This is a genomic window from Mycolicibacterium insubricum (genome assembly GCF_010731615.1).
GTDB classification, from domain to species: domain Bacteria; phylum Actinomycetota; class Actinomycetes; order Mycobacteriales; family Mycobacteriaceae; genus Mycobacterium; species Mycobacterium insubricum.
Map to the genome: position 1 here is coordinate 2,677,847 of NZ_AP022618.1, position 15,990 is coordinate 2,693,836.

The window sequence follows — 15,990 nt, forward strand, 5'->3', positions numbered from 1 at the left end:
GGCAGTCCGAGCAGAGTTCAGGACCGTGCTGCTCCTCGGAGGCGACCGAAATCCTCCGACACCGACGCAGCCAGGTCGAGGTAGGCGTCCATGGTCGCCTGGTTGAGTAACCCGAAATCGACGTCGGCGCCCTCGGAAAGGTGAGGGTCGAAGGGGATCATGTGAACCGACCGGCAGCGGGTCTCGAAGTGCTCGTAGAGCTTATCGATCTTCAGGTTCGCCGAACCTGGGCGTGATGCGCTGAACACCACGTGCGCGTCGCGGACCAAGCCCGAATGTCCGTGCTGCATAAGCCAATCCAAGGTCGCCGAAGCGCTACGTGCCGCATCCATGGCCGGTGCGCTGACCAAGACGATGGTGTGCGCCAGGTCGAGGATCCCGGACATCGCTGAGTGCATGATGCCGGTACCGCAGTCCGTGAGGATGATGTTGTAGTAGTGGCGCAGGATGTCGATGGTCTGCCGGTAGTCGGCGTCTCCGAACACCTCCGAGACGGCCGGCTCCTGCTCGCTGGCGAGCACCTCGAGTCGGCTGGAGGCCATCAGCGTGTGGTTCCGGACATCGGCGTAACTGTGGATATTGGGGTCCGACAATAGATCCCGCACCGTCGACCGGGTCGAGACGTCTCGGACACGTTCGGCCAGAGTACCGCGGTCGGGGTTCGCATCCACGGCAATTACGCGATCATGGCGAACCATCGCCAGCGCCGAGCCCAGGCCTAGTGTGGTCGTGGTCTTTCCGACGCCGCCCTTGATGGAGAGCACCGCAATACGGAAGTCGCCGACGATCGGCTGCCGGATCTGTTCCTGGATCTCCTTGCGCAAGCGCTCGCGCCGTGACGGACCAAGATTCACGTGGCCACCGGTGGCCTTGTGTACCGTACGGCGCCAACCGATTTGGGGTGCGTTCAGACGCGGATCGGCCAACTCGGCATCATCGAGTGGGGGCGGCACCCGGAACGCCTGGGGCTGACGGAAATTTGGTGGTGCGGCGTGTCTCGGAGCCGGTTCGACTGGAGCCGCCGGTTGTGGTGCGGGCTGCTGCGGTGCGGCCTGTTGTGGTGTCGCCTGCGGCGCCGGTGCTTGGCCGGCAACCCAGCCGGGAGGGGGTGGCGGTGGCCGCCACCCCGGCGGCGGGGGCGGCAGCGGACGTCCCGACGGCAGCCGGGGCGGCCAGCCCGCCGGGAGGGGCGGTCCGGGCCGCATCTGAGGTGCAGGTATCGGCGGAGCATCGGTCAGGTTTTGATCCTGGTCGCCCGAAACCGACTCTGACGTCAATGGAGGCTGCACCACGTCCTCGGCGGCGGCGCGCTCAAAACGTCCGGAGAACAGGGACCTGTCATCGGAGACCGACTCATCGGGCCCGAAACGCTCGTATTCCACTGATGCCGCCGCGCCCGGTAGCTGCCAGGGGGGCAGTGCAAGCTTGCGTGCAGCTGCCCGATGAGGCGGCGGCGCGGTCGCATCACCGAAGCCCTCTGCGGCATCTCCGGCGGTGGGGGCATTCTCCCCGAGGGGAGGCACTTCGGGCAGCGACTCGTCTAGTCGCTGATCCCCCCACGGAGACTCCGACTCCGCGATGCCGTAATCGGTGCTCTCCGGGGAGGGCTCGGCAGGTGCCACCGGGAATTCATCTTCCACGGCAACATCGGTGAGGTCGGAAGTCGTTTCAGTGGTCTCTGCGGGCTCCAGGTAGTTGGGTTCCAGGTGACCGACGACGACGGTTTGCTCGTCCACCGCTGCCGCATAGGCCGGCTCTTCGATGGCGGGTTCTGGAACGTCCGTCGGATCGGCGTCTGGCTCCGAGGCATCGAGCTCGGCCCTCTTGGCCTCCATACGCGCCAGGAGAGCCGCTGCGCGCCGTTCGATCTCGTCGGGTTCCCCGGCGGATGTCGGGGAAGCTTCGGCCGGGGTTTCGGCGGTGGGCTGAGGCTCGGGGGCCTGGTCGAAGGCGTCCTCGGGTTCAGGCTGAGGGAGCGGCGTAGGCGGTTGCCAGACTGCTGCGGGTTCGGGCGCCACGACGGGTTCGTCCGGATTGGGCTGCATTATCGGCACCGGGGGTTGCCAGACTGGCTCCGGTTCGGTGGTGATTGGAGGCTCTGCCGCTTCAGCGTGTGGTTCTTCCTCGGGGTCAGCCATTTCGGGCTGCGGATCGTCTTCGTCACCGATTGGCTGATCGTCGTCGGGGGTTTCTGGGAGCGCCCCGACGGCGGCCAACAACGCGGCTGCGCGTCGTTCGATCTCATCGAGCTCGGGGGCGGCGGCCTCCGCTTCGGGCTCGATTGCTTCGGGTTCGGTCGGTGCCGGCTCGATCGGCTCAAGCGGAGCGGCGGCCGCCTCTTCGGCCTCCACCACTGCCTCGGGCTCGAAGGTCTCCACAACGGCCTCGGTCTCGAAGGTCTCCACCAGCGGCTCGGCCATGAAGGTCTCGGCTGATGGCTCGATCTCGAATGTGTCGGCCGGCGGTTGGGTCTCGAAGGTCTCCACGGTCGGATCGATATCGAAGGTGCCGTCCGCCCCTCGCTCGTCGACCTGGTCCCACTCGACATCGGCACCGGGGTCGGCTACCTGCTGGTCGCCGTCACCGACGATGGGTTGCCAGAGGTCTTCATCGACAACGGCAATCGCCGTGAGGTCGCCCGATTCGGTCGGCTCATCGGCAGTGGCGTCGTGATCTTCGAATGCCATGCGGTCGGGAGATACGGATTCGGCCGGAATGGCCGGCTCCGGGGGAGCGTCATCCCAGTTGGGTTCATCGGTCACCTGCAATGCCTCCGGTTCCCGAGAGGTATCTGACTGCACAGATGCGGATTCCAGCCAGGGCCTGTCCGACTCCAACCAGGCCGCGAGCTCCGGCGGTGGGGTAGGGCTCCACGCTAAGTGATTCTCCGGGGCGCGGTGTCGCGCACGGCTGGGCGAGACGTCGATGACGCCTTCGGAATCGTCGATGGACTCAACGAGCTCGCGCTGCGAGTCGCGCGGTCCGGCCGGCGAGGTGTCGGATGCATTGGGGTACAGGTCGTCGTGCTGATCGAGTGGCGGCTGCGCCACGCCCTCTCCAGGGACATCGCCGACGACCTCCGTACCGGTGGCGTCAGCGACGTCGTAGAGGGTGTCCTCGGGCTCGTCGAAGTGACCGTGCCACGAGTCCTGGGACGATTGCATCAGCTCCACGTCGTCGACATCAGCCAGCGACGGCGCAGGGACCATCTCAGCTAGCGCCTGCGGTTCCATGCCTTCCACGAACGGCTCATCGAAGTCATCCTCGAACTGTTCATCGAAGGGTTCGTTCTCGTCGATATCCGGATCGACAAGCTCCAGGTAGCTCTCATCCGCCAGATCCTCGGCTACCTCGTCCGAGTCATTGGGCGACGAGCTGTCCTCGACCTTCGACGATCGGCTACGCCTGCCTGGCCCCGAGTCGCTCTGCTGCTTCTTTTTCTGTTTGCCACGAGCGGGCAACGGCCAGCGTCGTTCCTTTTCCGGTGGTAGCCAGGGCGGACGTGCCAGCAGGGCCTCGTCCGGCTCGACGGCAGGCTTCTTCTTCGACAACGTCCCCCCTTTCCCAGTCGCGGAATTGCGGCAGTAGCCATGGTACGTACTGGTGAGTATGAGTTCCCAATCCGAGCTTGCCATGGTTATCCAGGTCTCGCCGACACTAATCCGCCCTCGATCCACCGAGGTTGGAAGTCACCGCTCGTGTGGTCGCCGTTGAGCGCCGTTCCCGCCAGCGGCGAACGACGACGAAATGACTCCCAGGTTCTTTCCAGGTTGGGTGTTTACGCTTCCGATTTCTGGGAGGGGTGGCAATTGGCACAGGTTCTGGCACTGTCTATCGACGGTCTTCGGTCGGCCGGATTGCGCAGTCGCAGTGACGCCGAGGCGCTGGCCACTCCGGCCGGGGTGGGCTCGTCCCACCCGGGTATCGCGGCGTTTGATTCCGCGGTGACCTCGGCGCGTGCCCGCCAGTCGCGACGGATGTCGGGACATGCCGACAAGGTTGTGACGGCCGCGAACTGCTTCGACCTCACCGACGGCCCGTCGGCCCCGGGTCAGCTGCGTAGCGTGTAATTGCCGTGGCGGCAGTCAGCGGATCCCCGGCACCATCTGCGGGCTCCTCACCAACGGCGGAGACGGGCCTGCCGGCGCGTTCGCAGGTGGAAACCGTCGACACCTCCGACCTCGATGACGCCGCAGTGCGGTGGGTGCAGTTCGCCGACGACTCCGAAGACGTCTGGACCATTCACCGCAGCAACATCGATTCCCCTTCGGGCACCGTGTGGAAGGGTGAGACGAAAGACGCTGCTGTTGAGCGGGTGAGCGCCGATATCTCGGTGGTAGCCTGGCAATGCGACATCGCGCGAGAGGCGGCGGCGATCGCCCGGGAAGCCAGTGCGACACGGCACCTGCTGGCAGGCAAGGTCGTTGACGCCATCGCCGAAGCGGAGGACGACGGGTTCAGCGTCGATGAGGACCTGACGGTGCGTGACACCGGATTCGATCCCGACAACGCGACCGCACGCAAGACCACAGCCACTGAACACGCCGACTACATCCGCTGGCGCGCCGAACAATACGCCCGCGCCGAAACCTCGACCACAGAACAACTACAGGCCAAGGCCCACGAACTGACAGGCGCTCGGTTCAACGGCGAGAGTAACGATGGAACCATCCAGCTCGTCGACAACCGGATTAAGTTAGACCCTCAAGTGCCGACTCCGCCGCCTGACCCGACACCCACGGGCAAGGACGTTGTGAGCGTCTTGAATAAGTTGCCCAAGGGGAATTCGGTGGAGATTCGCGAGGTTCGTTCACTCGAGGAACTCGACAAAGTTTGGAACTGGCTCAAGGAGCACGGAACGCCAGTTCAAAATCCTTATGGCGACCCATCGAAAGGCGCGGAGATAACACTGCCCGACGGTACTCGCGTAGGCCGACGAGTCGTCGGAAACACGACCAACGGTGCCACGTTGGACATCAATGTCCCTGGAGAGGGCTACAACAAGGTTCATGTCAATCCAGATAGGGGTGGCGTTGCTCAGATTCCTGAACCAGCCCGGCCAGCGCCTGCCGAGACGAAGTCGCCCCAGTCCGGTACATCCGAGACCGAACCGTCACAGTCTGAACCAGCAGAAACGGAGGCGGCTCCCAAGGCAGGGCTATCCGAGGGGGTGGAACCGAAGATCGGGCTCCGCGGTATCTTCCTGGGAGGACCAGGCATAGACAACGTCACGCCGCACTTCGTTGAGCCTGGAAGACTAGCTGGGCAACCTGAGTTGCCGGTCATCGGCGACGGGATTCCAGATGAAGAAGGATTCGATGGATCCATTCCGTGATCGAGCGAACAGGGACAGATGCAATGGATGACGGTGCGGCGAATGCTCAGGGGCCTCTCGAGTCAGTTCGCAGGAAACTGCTGGTAAGCGGCCTGTACGACTGGGTTCCGTTGATACAGGTCGAGGACGTGTGTTCCGAGTACGGGTCCACCGCGGGTGGCGGATTGGAACTTGCTTATCGTGCTGTTCGGTCACTGCTGGAAGACGGTCTGATGGAGGTCGGTGACTCCGTTACTGCAACTGGCCAGCTCCGGGCATGGGAGGTTCCGATTGATGAATGTATGCAGCGGGTACGTGAACTCCGCGTTGATCCGAGTACCGACACCCAGGCGTCGATCTTCCGTGTGTGGCTGAGCTTGACGGAGCGTGGTGAGCGGGTTGCCCGACAATTCGAAAAAGAAGAGCAGGCATGATTTGAGTCCGGTTTCAGCCGCCCGAACTGACAGCTATCGGCTTGGGGAACACTAGCGATTCACCGTCGAGATACGGGTTATCGAAGTAGATCGACGCGGTCGGCGTCATCGTCGAGGCCCTCCGAATCCGGCGTCCGGCGTCGCCGGGCGACGGACAAGGCGAGGGCCACACCCATCAGAACCAGGCTGCCCGCGGCCACCGCGAAGATGATCAGCCGGGCGTGCCTGCCAGTGTCGACGACGGCGGGTCGGCCGGGAATCGGCTTGCCGGCCATCACATTCGGTAGTTCGTTGGGCGGAGGCAGGACGTAGGACAGCGCAGCAGTGGGATCGATGACTCCCCAACCGGTCGCGGAATTGGGCCCCGATCCGGGGGTGCGGGCAGATCGCTTGATGAGGTCCATCACCTGGCGCGCGTTCAGCGAGGGGTCACGGGACCGGATGAGCGCTGCCAGCCCCGAGACGAACGGTGCGGCGAAACTGGTGCCGTTGATGGGGGAGAGGGCACCCTGCTGGTCCGGTTCCGCGTTGATCAGGCCGGGACCGTTGGAGTCGAGGGAGGTGATCCGCTCACCGGGTGCCGCAACCGCGATCCATGGTCCGTGCAGGCTGAAATCTGCGGGCAACGCATCCGGGGTGACGGCGCCGACGGCGAGCACATACTTGTCGAACCAGGCCGGGCTCGCGATGGTCTTGACGGTGTCCCAGGCTCTCTCCAGGGGCAGATTCGGGTCGGTCATCTCGTTCTGTACCGAACACAAACTGCCCTGTTTGCTGAGATTACCGGCGGCAGCCACCACGACAACGTTCTGTTCGAACGCGTAGCGCACGGCTCGGCCGAGCGCCCCGTCCTCGGGCGCCGCTCGCACCGGTGTGCAGGCGGCCATCGACAGGTTGATGACGGTCGCACCCAACTGGACGGCTCGGGTGATCGCGTAGGCCAACGTGACGGTGTTGCCGTATCCGGTCGACACGGCATTCGGGTCGTTGTGCTGAGTGCCGCCGGAACCGGCGATTCCGAAGACCGCGCTGTTCTGCCGGATGGATAGGATCGTGGCCTCGGGAGCCACCCCGGAAAACATGTCATACGGGCTGGGAGATCCGGCGATGATCCCGGCGACCAGGGTCCCGTGAGCGTCGCAGTCCTGCAACCCGTCGGTGTTCGAGACGTAGTCGCCCCCGGCCTCCAGCGAGGGCAACCGCGGATGCGGATTGACCCCGGTGTCGATCACGGCCACCTTCTGGCCGGCGCCGCGGGAGAACTTCCAGGCGCTGGTGTAGTCGAGCATGGCTTCGGCGGCGGTTTGTACGGCGAAGTCGGTGTGCGGCAGCACTCCCGTTGCAATTCCGCAAACTGCCTTCTGCTCGGTGGGTTCCGTCGGGCCGACCGGTCCGCTGGGCGGTGGACCGGGCTCGACGACCGGCGGGGGAATCGCGACCGCCATCGGCGGCGAGAAGCTCGCAACAATCGCCCACACGGCAGCGACGGCGGCGAGCCGTCGAGGCACTGTCACCACCACGGACCCAGGTGCCGGTAGACGTCGAGCACCCACAGTGCCAACGGGACGAGCGCACCAACGGCCAGGTAATCCAGATAGGCCAGGGTGTTCGTTCGCCGGTTGCTGGGGACACGGCCTGATCGCGCCGCCAGTCCCAATACGACGGCACCGACAGCGATCACCAACAGCAGTGACACGGCGGCGACCGGAATCGGGAAGCGGCCCGATTGCGCCATCGTGGCGATTGTGATCACCAGGGCGATCGCCGGCAGGGCCGGTGCGATTCGCTCCCCCCACGATCTGAAGTAGCGGCTGCGCAACCCGAGCACAACCGCGCAGTTGAGGGTGAAAGCAGCCACCGCCCAGTCCACTCGGTCGGCGTCGCGCAGCAGCACCACACACGCCGCCACCGCAGTTACCGCGAACCCGAACAGCAGCGCCGACCTCGTCAGCGTCGCCGATCGCACCCGCGCCCACACCTCTTCGGCGGTGGGCATGTTGGTACCGGAGTTGGTGTCGTCCAGGGGCTTTGGCGACTCTGTTGCGGGAAACGGGTTGTCCAGGCTCCATTCATCGGTGGGTTCCGTACCGGGGGCGACCGGTGTTTCGAAGTGCTCACGCCCGGCGGTCAGCCGTGGCACGGCCCCGCACAGGAGAACGGTCACGATCGCCAGCACCAGGCAGACGATGTCGGTGCGGACGCCGACCGCGTGTACAAGTATTGCCACGCCGCATAGCCCGGCGAACAGCGAAGTGGCCAGAAATGGCCAATGACCCGTCCCGATCAGGCGGTAGACCACGTAGTTGACCAGCAACAGCGCCGCGCACGCACCGGCGAGCCCGAAGGTGCCGAGGTGACCCAGCGGCACACCAACTAGCACCGCGGCGACCGGGATCGTCGCAGCGCCCAACGCCATGGCGACATCATCGAGGCCGAAGCTTCGATGGGCGACGGCGGCAAAAGTGGTCAGCCCCACCAGGGCCATCAGACCGAGCCCGGCCATGACTGCCCACTGGATCGTCGGCATGGGCTGAATCAGCAGGAACGCCAGGGCAAACGCGCCCAGGTTCACGCCCACAAACGCCATCCACCGCGCCGAACCCGAATCCCACTCGGCGTAAGCCGCCTTGTTCAGCCGGGCTGCCGCATCGACGACGTCGTCGTAGAGCGTCGGCGGAGACAAGGCACGGTTCGACGTCAGCCGGAGTAATTCCCCGTTGACCACCCCGGCCTCGCGCAGCGTCTGTTCAGGCCGGATGACGGTGGCGTTGTCGAATCGGCTGAGCACCCAGAACGTACGGCGCTCTTCCTTGACGCGCGGATCCTCGTCGAGTGGAACGTCGCGCGAACGGACCAGCTTCGCCAGATCCGGAATGAAGCTGGATACCGGAAGGTCGACGGGCAGGCGGATGTCCAGCTGAGTGCGGCCACCGAAGACCGAGACACGAATGCGCTCGGGTTCGGCAGAGATCACCTGTACGTCGGAGGCGTCGATGTCGTTCACAGGTCAGGCATCTTAGACAGTTGGATCACACCGCTTTTCATCGTGCGTGAGACCAGCATTCCTCTGCCAGGCGGCATCTGGGAAGCCTTGTGTCCGAACAGTGCTCCTTCTTCGCGGGAGCCGCTCATCACCAACGCGTTGCACGACATGTCGCGCAGGCGCCCGATGAACTGGTCCATCATGGCCCGTCCCGCTCCGCCGCTGCGGCGGGTCACGATGACTCGCAAGCCGATGTCGCGTGCCTGCGGCAGGTATTCGACCAGGGGGCCGAGCGGATGGTTCAGCGAGCTGCCGGAGATCAGGTCGTAGTCGTCGATCATCACGAACAGATCCGGTCCGGACCACCAGGACCGTTCCTTCAGCTGTTGCTGCGTGATGTCGCTGGGAGGCAGCCGGTCTTTGAGCAGGGCAGCCAGCTGGCCCATCAGCTCCCCGCAGGACTGGGACGCGGTCGCGTATCCACCCAGGTACTCGTCGTCGACCACACCGAGCAACGAACGCCGGAAATCGACGAGGATGATCTTCGCCTCGTCCGGGGTGGCGTTCTCCATGATGCCGGCGGCGATATTGCGCAGCAGGCCCGACTTTCCGCACTCGATATCCGCGAACGCGACCAGGTGCGGTTGGGCATCGAAATCGATGACGGTCGGCTGCAGGTCCTCCTCGTTGATGCCGATCGCGATGCGGGATTTGCTCAGTGGTCCGATCGCCCGGGCGGCCCGCAGGACGGACTCGCGGTCGACGCTGTGCGGCAACATTCGCACCCGCTGGGCCTGACGGTTGCCATACCGCGCGCGCACCGCCTCCACGGAAGCGGCCACCCCGGTCGGCAGGCTCTCCACGTCGGAGCTCGAGTCCAGCCGCGGCAATGCCACCAGAAGGTGCAGGCGCTCGGCGGTCATACCGCGACCCGGGCGGCCCACCGGGACCAGCTCGGCGAACTTTCGGCCCACGTCGGAGTCGAGTGGATCGCCGAGCCGCAGTTCGATGCGGGTGCCCAGCATGTCCTTGACCGCAGCCCGGATCTCGAACCAGCGGGTTGCCGAGATCACCAGGTGCACACCGTAGGACAGGCCCTGAATCGCCAGCGCCTGCAGCGTGGGCTCCAGCATCTCGAAATCGCTGCGGATCGATGCCCAGCCGTCGATGACCAGGAAAAGGTCACCGAACTTGTCCTGGCTGAGCGGGTCCTGGGCCGCGACCTCCGGCGGCAGCGTGGCCAGGTGTGCCTTGCGCTGCCGGAAGTCCCGCATCGACTCGATGCCCAGATCGCGGAAAAGCAGTTCGCGGGAGCGCAACACCCCGGAAACCTCGGCCACGGTACGGCGGATGCCGTCGGCGTCCATACGGCCCGATACCCCGCCGACGTGTGGCAGGTTGGCCAGGCTGATCAGCGTGCCGCCGCCGAAATCCAGGCAGAAGAACTGGATCTGCTCGGGGGTGTGGGTCGCGGCAGCGGCCATGATCAACGTGCGCAACGCGGTCGACTTGCCCGACTGTGGGCCGCCGACGACGGCCATGTTGCCCTGGGCGCCGGACAGATCCACCGCCAGCACGTCCTGACGCTGGTCGTAGGGCCGGTCGATCAGACCCATCGGCATCCACAGGCGGCCGTTCTGGTTCTCCGGAGCGTCCCACTTGGACACCGGCAGCAACTCGTTGACCGCGGGGCTCTCCTCCAGCGGCGGCAACCAGACTTCGTGGGCCGGCCGGCCGTGCCCGCGCAACCGCGACACCACCATGTCGAGCAGGGTGACCTTGGTCGGAGACGCCGGCAGGTCCGGAGTTTCCGGCTCGAGAATCTCCGTAGGCGCCGGCAACGGTGGTGGGTCGTCCTTCTTCACCGGACTGGCGGTGAACAGCTTCGGCGCCAGCGCGCCGCTGAGTTTCGTCACCCTGCCGGTCTGCGCCGAGCGCCGCGGCCGCACATACTCGCCCGAGACGTAGCAGGTGTTGAACCGGATCGGTTCGGAGGCATCGCATTTGAGGAACGCCGACCCGGGAACGCTCGGCAGGTGATAGGCGTCGGGAACGCCGAGCACGCTGCGTGACTCTCCGGCGGAGAAGGTCTTGAGGCCGATCCGGTACGACAGGTGGGAGTCCAGGCCCCGCAACTTGCCCTCTTCGAGTCGTTGTGAGGCCAGCAGGAGGTGCACGTGCAGCGATCGGCCGAGTCGGCCGATCATCACGAATAGCTCCGCGAAGTCCGGTTTCTGGGAAAGCAATTCGGAGAACTCGTCGACGATGACGAACAGCGCCGGCAGCGGGTCCAGGTCGGCGCCGTTGGCCCGGGCGCGCTCGTATTCGGTGACGTTCGGGAAGTTGCCGGCCTTGCGCAGCAGCTCCTGTCGGCGGTTCAGCTCGCCCGCCAGGGCGTCGCGCATGCGGTCGACGTAGATCAGCTCGTCTTCCAGGTTGGTGATGATCGCGGCGATGTGCGGCACACCCTCGAGGCCGAGAAAGCTTGCACCACCCTTGAAGTCGACTAGCACCAGGTTGAGTTGATCGGGGGAGTGCGAGGTGATCATGGAAAGCACCAGCGTCCGCAGGAATTCGGACTTTCCGGATCCGGTCGCGCCGATGCAGAGCCCGTGCGGGCCCATACCGGCCTCGGCGGACTCCTTGATGTCGATCTCCAGCGGCAGGCCGTTGGGGGTGTAGCCAATCGGAACGCGCAGGCGTTCACGTGGCGTGCGCCGGCGCCATACCTGTTCGGGGACGATTTCCGCGGCATCGGAGATCTTCAGCAGGTTCATCAGACCGGGGTCTTCGGCGCGGGTATCGGACTCCAGGCTGACGATGTGCGCGGCGTTGCCGAGTCGGTACCGGCCGATGCGTCGCGCGGTGGCCTCCGCCTCGGCGACGGTGATCCGGTCCGGGGTCGCGAAGCGTTCGACGCCGACTGCCGTGCGCGCGCCCACGTCGTCCCCCTCGACGACGAGTTGGAACGCTCGGCGGGCCACGGCGCCTTCGGGCGCACCGTTGAGCTGAAGTACCGTCACGCCGTCGAGGCCGGCATCGGTGACCAGCCGCTCGGTGCCGGTGATGTAGCCGTCGTCGAGCACGACGACCAACCGTTTGAGTCCTTGCGGAAGGTCGGAGTTGCGCGAAAACCGGCCCCGTTGAGCCAGGTCGTCGGCCAGCGAACGTTCCAGCAACTCCAGGGTGGGATAGACCATCCGCATAGGCCCCATCCCGTCCCTGGCGGTCGGGTGCTGGGCGTGCGGCAGCCACTTGACCCAACTCCAGTTCTCGCCGTCGGGGTTGGCGGTGACGACGGCCACCTGGACGTGATCGGGTCCGTGGAAAGTGCACAGTTCCAGCAGCATGGAACGCACCAGCTGCTGAGCCAGCTTGCGGTCGCCCTCGAAGGAGATGACCGGGAACGCACGTAGGTTCAGCGCCGTCGGGAGCGCATGAACAACCGAGTGGGTCTTGACGTAGCGTCGGAGCGCCACGGTGGAAACCGGCTCCAGGTCTTCGGGCGGGCCGGTCTCGGGTGCCAGCAGCCGGGTGGCCAGCCGTTGGGTGCCCACCCCCACCCGCACGTGGCAGAAGTCGCTGTCGCTGGGCCGGCGCTCCCACATACGGGGCGACCCGACCACGTCGGCCAGCGCCCGTGGGTCCGGGTGGCTCCACTCCAGGGCGGTGCGCTGTTCGTCACCGGTGGTGTCGGCGTCGTCGCGAAGGTTCGCCAGGTAGCTGAAGTAGTCCTTGCGTTCCTCGTTGAGCTCCGCGGCCGCCTTGCCCTGCCGCTGGCCGCCGCCCATGAACATGCCGGCCATCGACATGATCATCATCATCGGGAAGATCAGGAACATCGGATTCTTGGTCATGTCGCGCCCGCCGACGGTCACCATCAGCGCGATCATCCCGACCACCGCGACGATCATCACGAACGGCATCAGCTTCATCAGCAGATTGCCCGGGATGACGCGGGGCACTTCCGGCGGGGGTTGGAGGTTGACCTCGCCTCCGGGCATGCGGGGCGGCGAAATCCGCTGCCGACGCGAGAATGGCTGGCTGCTCACCTAAATCAATTCACCTAACCCAGTCTGCGACGGTCACTTGCGGCTTCCCTGGGTATTGTCAGCAGGCGAAACATCGTCAGCGGGCGCGAAGACGTCAGCGAGCGGGAACAACACAGCCGGAGGAGGCCGCCGCGTTGACTCTACCGCCATCTCTGTCGGACCTTGAAGCAGAATCCGAGGCCGAACCGGAGCTTAGCCGGATGACGCTGGTGGTGGGCACACTGCGCATCGACGTCGGTTTGCCGCCGAACGTCAGCATCGCCAACTTCATCGACGACGTCATCGACATCGCCAATGACCAGATCAGCGCCCATCCGGAGTTGGCCGGCAGCCAATTCGACACGGCCGAGGACAAGTGGACCCTGGGGCGCCTGGGCGCCGATCCGATCGATCCGAGCAGGTCGCTGGCCGAGGCGAACGTCAGCGACGGCGAGTTGCTGTCGATCCGGGAGATCGGTGAACCGTTCAGCCCCCTGCTGTTCGACGACGTCGAGGATGTCGAGGTGGCTCCGGACCGGGCGAATGTGGCCTGGATGACGTGGTTCGTCGACAACCAGCGGATGATCGGGTACCTGGTGACCGGGCTGGCGGTGGCGACAGCCGCGGCGCTGTTGCTGCCGAGCCATGCCGGTGACCTGGTTCTGGCCGGCACAACGCTGGGCCTCGGCGTATTCGGGGTGATCGTCGCGTGTGTGCTGGCGCTGCGTTCCGGTGGAACCACGCGGCCGCAATGGGTGTCGGTGGTTGCCACCCCGCTGCTGTTCGGCGGTCCGCTCTATGTGATTCCGGAAGGATTCGGCGCCAAAGCGCTGCCGATGGCCTTCGGGCTGACAGCGTTGTCCTCATTGGTGATGCTGCTGATCACCGGCAACGGTCGGGCATTGCACACCACGGTGATCACCCTGTCGGCGCTCGGCGGTGCCAGCACTTCGGCCCAACTGCTCTGGCACCTTCCGCAACGGACCATCGGCGCGGCGGTGGCGACCTTGGCCGTCGTCGTCATCTACGTGTCACCTCGGGTCACCATCGCGCTGTCGAAGCTACCGATCCCTCGGGTGCCCACCGCCGGTGAGCCCCTGGACGACATCGAAACCCAGGGCGGGACCACCGTCGAGGGCGTCAACGCCATCGGCAAGCAGATCATCCCCACCGAAGAGGGGATGATCGGCAGGCTTCGGCGGGCCAACGCGTATCTCACCGGCATGCTGGTGGCAGCCGCCATCACCGCGGCGGTGGGCTGCTACCTGTGTGTCGGCGGCGCCGGCGGGTTCTACTGGCAGGGCACGGCGTTCTCGGTCGCCGTAGCGACGGTGCTCTGCCTGCGCGGCCGCAGCCACCACGACCTCATCCAGTCCGCCACGCTGATCGGGGCCGGACTCGTCATCGCCTTGACGATGATCGTCAGCAACGGACTGCGGGTGCGCGACGGGCAGGTCGACGCCGCGCTGGCGCTGGTCGGCCTTATCGCGCTGATCATCGCCTGCGGCATCGTCGCGCCGCGACTGGAGTTCTCGCCGGTGATGCGCCGCCAGGTCGAGCTCCTGGAGTATCTCGCCATCGCGATGGTCTTCCCGCTGTGTTTCTGGATTGTGCGCCTCTACGCGTTCTTCCGGGAACTGCGGATCTGACCGGCTACTTCTTAGGAGGATCCACCTTCACCCCGGTCGGATCCGCCGGCAGGGCGTCATGCGCCACCAGCGCGGCTTCCTGAGAGAGGTCGGGGCCGGCGGGCAGCAGCGACAGCACCGACCAGGGCGCGGGCTGGGGACGCATCACGTTGGTTTCGGGCTCGATGATCCCGGTCACCCCGAGCGCGGCGGCCGTCGGCAGATCCTTGATGTGGTAGCGCAGTCCGGTGTCGGCGACATAGAACAGCTGCCCGGCCGCTCGGCTGTCCTCGGCGCTCCCGGTCGCCTCCACGTACTCACCGGTCCCGGGTTTCAGGTACACCCAGTCGAGGCCGGGGCCCGTTCCGTCGGCGCTGGCCAGCCGGACCGGAAGAGCGGCGGTGGGGATCGGCAGCCGGTGTCCGACCAGCAGCCGCAGGGTGGCCTGCGCGGCCGTCTTGGCGTGCTGCCAGGACATACACGCGACGCGGTCGGGCTCCAGATTCACGATCTGCGGCGACACCGTCGGATAGTGGTCGACGGGCAGCGTGTGCACGATGGGTGCGTTGCTGACCAGCGACGGTGAAACCTCGCGCACGCCATGCGGATCGTCGGCGGGGTCGCCGTAGCGGATGATGTCGGCGGTGGCGTCGGAAATCTTCTGCAGGCCGTCGCGCAACACCACGTACAGCTGCTCGCCGGTGGAGTCCGACGTCGTGATCATGGAGCCGATCCGGTAGGGGTCGGGCAGGTAGGGCGCCGGGGCGCCCGCGCCGTCGATGCTGACCGATCGGATCGGTTGCTCCAGCGGGAAGGCGTTGAGCAAGCCCGGCGAGATCGGCCGGGGATACACGTCCTGCAGGTGCAGCGCGTTCACCACGACGGTGTCTCGAGGGTCGATCGCGGCCCGCTTCCCGTCGTAGATGAGGTAGACGGTATCTCCGGACATTGCCAGCAGCATCTCGGCCGGAGAAGCCGCCCGGATGTCCTCGCCGAGAACTGGGTCGTTGGCAAGGACCGAGGTTTCCAGCCCGCCGGGTCCGGGACCGTCGCGAACATCCGGCGTGGTCAACTGGTCGCACACCGTCCATGACGACATGTCCATGTTGTCCGGGGCGTGGATGGCCGTCGGTGCGCCCAGGATGCCGACCATCGGGCCGCGGGGCAGCTGATCGAGGAAGCGGTCGTCGACCTGCTTGGGCGCATCCGCGGAACCGGTGATCATCCGGGCGGAGCTGATGTTGAGCACGGGGTGCACCCGGTCGCCGATCCGGACGAACATGCCGGCATTGGATTTGCTGACCAGGATCTGCGCGTTGCCGATGCTGGGGGTCGGTTTGAAGAAGGCCAGCACACCGGCCGCGCCGGTGATCAGAACGGCGATCACCATTCCCACCAGCAACGATCGGATCTGCCCGCGCATCGGGTCGTGGATCATCCGGGAATCGGCACGGATCAGTGCGTGCTCGAGCCGGCGGATCAGGAACCGGTAGCCGTTGACTTGGGCGCGCGTGGTAACTTGCGCTGGCATTACCGCTCCCATCAGCTTCGGTCACGTATCGAAGCCGTCGGTAGCGTACAACAGTGTCACGAGGGTTCC

Annotated in this window: 9 protein-coding genes; 4 read left to right on the forward strand and 5 right to left on the reverse strand. The window is 65.8% G+C overall.

What is annotated here, in order from left to right; all coding sequences use genetic code 11:
* Positions 1-17: 17 nt before the first annotated feature.
* Positions 18-3,551 carry a nucleotide-binding protein gene (locus G6N16_RS12785; protein WP_235674070.1) on the reverse strand — a complete coding sequence of 1,178 codons (3,534 nt, stop codon included), beginning with the start codon at positions 3,549-3,551 and terminating at the stop codon, positions 18-20.
* A gap of 258 nt (positions 3,552-3,809) precedes the next feature.
* Here G6N16_RS12785 and G6N16_RS12790 point away from each other — a divergent pair, with 258 nt between their 5' ends.
* The 3 genes from G6N16_RS12790 (at position 3,810) to G6N16_RS12800 (ending at position 5,748) form a co-directional block, all read left to right on the forward strand.
* Positions 3,810-4,070 (forward strand): hypothetical protein, encoded by a 261-nt coding sequence (locus tag G6N16_RS12790; RefSeq protein WP_083031386.1) that lies wholly within the window; start codon positions 3,810-3,812, stop codon positions 4,068-4,070.
* Between the two features lie 86 nt (positions 4,071-4,156).
* Positions 4,157-5,335, forward strand: a complete 1,179-nt coding sequence (locus tag G6N16_RS12795; RefSeq protein WP_133052941.1) for a hypothetical protein — start codon at positions 4,157-4,159, stop codon at positions 5,333-5,335.
* Complete coding sequence (locus G6N16_RS12800; protein ID WP_133052940.1) at positions 5,332-5,748, forward strand: hypothetical protein; 417 nt, start codon at positions 5,332-5,334, stop codon at positions 5,746-5,748. The genes G6N16_RS12795 and G6N16_RS12800 overlap by 4 nt, the downstream gene beginning before the upstream one ends.
* A 77-nt stretch (positions 5,749-5,825) precedes the next feature.
* On the opposite strand, the gene mycP is transcribed toward G6N16_RS12800, so the two are convergent.
* The 3 genes from mycP to eccCa all read right to left on the reverse strand — a co-directional run bounded on the left by mycP (position 5,826) and on the right by eccCa (position 12,735).
* Positions 5,826-7,193 (reverse strand): type VII secretion-associated serine protease mycosin, encoded by a 1,368-nt coding sequence (gene mycP / locus G6N16_RS12805; RefSeq protein WP_083031385.1) that lies wholly within the window; start codon positions 7,191-7,193, stop codon positions 5,826-5,828.
* 65 nt (positions 7,194-7,258) lie between these two features.
* Complete coding sequence (gene eccD, locus G6N16_RS12810) at positions 7,259-8,752, reverse strand: type VII secretion integral membrane protein EccD (RefSeq protein ID WP_083031384.1); 1,494 nt, start codon at positions 8,750-8,752, stop codon at positions 7,259-7,261.
* Positions 8,749-12,735 (reverse strand): type VII secretion protein EccCa, encoded by a 3,987-nt coding sequence (gene eccCa, locus G6N16_RS12815; RefSeq protein ID WP_083031383.1) that lies wholly within the window; start codon positions 12,733-12,735, stop codon positions 8,749-8,751. The genes eccD (G6N16_RS12810) and eccCa overlap by 4 nt, the downstream gene beginning before the upstream one ends.
* A 248-nt stretch (positions 12,736-12,983) precedes the next feature.
* Between eccCa and eccD (G6N16_RS12820) the strand changes: the two genes are divergently transcribed.
* Positions 12,984-14,411, forward strand: coding sequence for a type VII secretion integral membrane protein EccD (gene eccD, locus G6N16_RS12820; RefSeq protein ID WP_234805878.1), 1,428 nt, complete (start codon positions 12,984-12,986; stop codon positions 14,409-14,411).
* A 4-nt stretch (positions 14,412-14,415) separates the two neighbouring features.
* Here eccD (G6N16_RS12820) and eccB read toward each other — a convergent pair whose 3' ends face one another.
* Positions 14,416-15,921 (reverse strand): type VII secretion protein EccB, encoded by a 1,506-nt coding sequence (eccB, locus tag G6N16_RS12825; RefSeq protein ID WP_083031381.1) that lies wholly within the window; start codon positions 15,919-15,921, stop codon positions 14,416-14,418.
* Positions 15,922-15,990 lie beyond the last annotated feature (69 nt).

Coding starts and splice junctions, on each gene's coding strand:
- mycP (WP_083031385.1), bottom strand. CDS start 7,193: ATGGCGGTCGCGATTCCCCCGCCGGTCGTCGAGCCCGGTCCACCGCCC.
- eccCa (WP_083031383.1), bottom strand. CDS start 12,735: ATGCCCGGAGGCGAGGTCAACCTCCAACCCCCGCCGGAAGTGCCCCGC.
- eccD (WP_234805878.1), top strand. CDS start 12,984: ATGACGCTGGTGGTGGGCACACTGCGCATCGACGTCGGTTTGCCGCCG.
- eccB (WP_083031381.1), bottom strand. CDS start 15,921: ATGCCAGCGCAAGTTACCACGCGCGCCCAAGTCAACGGCTACCGGTTC.